The organism is Streptomyces sp. SID5785, assembly GCF_009870065.1.
In the GTDB taxonomy this organism is placed as follows: domain Bacteria; phylum Actinomycetota; class Actinomycetes; order Streptomycetales; family Streptomycetaceae; genus Streptomyces.
This window is the reverse complement of record NZ_WWIA01000995.1, coordinates 1-2,081: the sequence shown is the minus strand read 5'-3', so window position 1 is coordinate 2,081 and position 2,081 is coordinate 1. Positions and strand designations below refer to the sequence as shown.

The 2,081-nt window shown below is 77.8% G+C and carries 2 protein-coding genes; both read right to left on the bottom strand.

Translation table 11 applies throughout. The annotated features are described in order from the left end of the window. Nucleotides 1–976, bottom strand: a 976-nt coding sequence (locus GTW43_RS32430; protein ID WP_161305545.1) for a serine/threonine-protein kinase, incomplete at its 3' end; no start/stop codon positions are given. A gap of 13 nt (nucleotides 977–989) precedes the next feature. Next, the coding region (locus GTW43_RS32425; RefSeq protein ID WP_161305544.1) for a PQQ-binding-like beta-propeller repeat protein at nucleotides 990–2,081 on the bottom strand (1,092 nt) is incomplete at its 5' end.

Sequence of the window (2,081 nt, the reverse complement as noted above, 5' to 3'; positions counted from 1 at the left end):
GCCGCGGCCGCCCGGACCGGGGCGTGGCGCCCGGCGGCGCCCCGGGCGCGGTGGGTGCCGCCGCGAACGCCTGCTGCCCGGCCGCGTGCGCGAACCCGTCCGCGGCGGACCGGTGTTCGGCGAACAAGGCGCGGACGTCGGCGGGCCACACCGGCCCGTCCTGCGCCGCGAGGGCCCGCACGATCTCGTCGGGGGAGGGGCGGTGCGCGGGGTCCGTCGCCAGGCAGCGGGCCACGACGTCGCGCAGCAGGGGCGGGACGTGGTCGAGATCGGCGTCGCCCGTGGCGGTCCGGTAGATGACCGCCGCCGGTTCGACGTCCTCGAACGGGCCGTGCCCGCCCGCCGCGTGGGCGAGCACCGCACCGAGGGCGAAGACGTCCGAGGCCGGGGTCAGCGCGTGGGTGCCCCGCAGCTGCTCGGGTGCCAGGTAGCCGGGGGTGCCGATCATCGCCCCGGCGGCGGTGAGCTGGGTCGCCTCGAAGGCCCGGGCGATACCGAAGTCGATGAGCCGGGGCCCCTCCAGGGTCAGCAGCACATTGCCCGGCTTCAGGTCGCGGTGCAGCAGGCGGGCCGCGTGCACGGCGGACAGCGCGCGGGCGAGCCCCGTCCCGAGCGCCCGCACGGTGGGCACCGGCAGCGGGCCGCAGCGGGCGACCGTTCCGGCGAGCGACGGGCCCGCCACGTACTCCGTCGCGAGCCAGGGCCGCTCGGCGTCGGGATCGGCGTCGAGGACGGCCGCCGTGTACGGCCCGGCCACGGCGCGGGCCGCCGCGATCTCCCGGCGGAAACGCGCGCGGAACGCGTCGTCCAGGTCGAGGTCCTCCCGCACGGACTTCAGCGCGACGAGTTCCACGGGGCCCGGCCCGGGGCCGGCGCGCCGTGCGAGGTGCACCTCGCCCATCCCGCCCGCTCCGACGCGGGCGAGCAGCTGGTACGGGCCGATCCGGCGGGGCGGACCGGGCAGCGGAGTCAGCACGGGGGAGGCCACCTCACCGGGGGAGTTCGACGGAGACCAGGGCGCCCTGGTCGTAGACGATGTGCGCGATCCCGCCGAGCGCCAGCACCATCGGCGGGCGGGCCTGCTCGGCGACGACCGAGCCGGAGACGTCGACGTCCGAGGACGGGCGCTCGGCGGGTGCCCCCGGCACGGGCATCGTGCGCGCGGGCGCCCCGAAGCCCAGCGGCTGGTCGACGAGCCTGTGGTGGTCCACGTAGAGGCGGTGGTCCGCGATGAGGAGCGAGCGGGTGGTGCGCCGGTCCATGCCGGACGGCAGATCGCGCGCGGGTGTCGTCTCGACGGTGTTCCCGGGCTCGTCCGCGTCGCGGCGGAGCACCTTGCCGTCGCGCAGGTCGACGGCGACGAACCGTTCGCCGTCGCCGTTCGCGTAGGCGGTGTGGCCGCGCACCGCGAGGACGGAGCGCGACTGGCGGGAGATCTGTGCGTAGGGCTGCGCTGTGAGCGGCTGCTGCCACAGCAGGTGCCCGTCCGTGAGGGCGAAGGCGGCGAGCGTCGCGGCGGGGCCCGCGCTGTCGTTGCCGGACTCCACCACCGCGAGCACGGCGGAGTCCGTCAGCACGGGACGCGTCGTGAACATCCCCTTGCCGTGCGGCGTCCGGGCCTTCCAGCGCGGCTTGCCCGAGGCCGAGTCGAGCAGGCGCAGCGCGTCCGCGTCACCGATGACGGTGCGGCCGCCGCGGCTCTGCGGCGCCAGCGTGGCGCCGGGCACCTCGAAGCGCCCGTCCACGTTGACGGCCGCCTCGTCGAGCCCGAGCCCCTCCGCGTGCGGGGTGCCCTCGGTCCACAACTGCTTGCCGTCCACGGGGCTCACCGCCTCGTACGTCCCGTTGGTGAGCTGGCAGACCAGCGCGTGGGTGTCGGCCGCGCAGTCCAGCGGCGCGTGGGACAGCCGGCCCTGCCAGGGGCGCCAGCCGGCCGGACGCTGGCCGGGCGACTGGGCCGCCGGGCCCGAGCGGTCCGCGGCGCCCACGATGTCGACGCCGGCCCGCGCCGCGAGCCGGGGATCGGGCCGGGCTTCGGGGGTGCGCGCGCCCGCGTCGTCCGGGGGCGTCGTGTCGCGGGC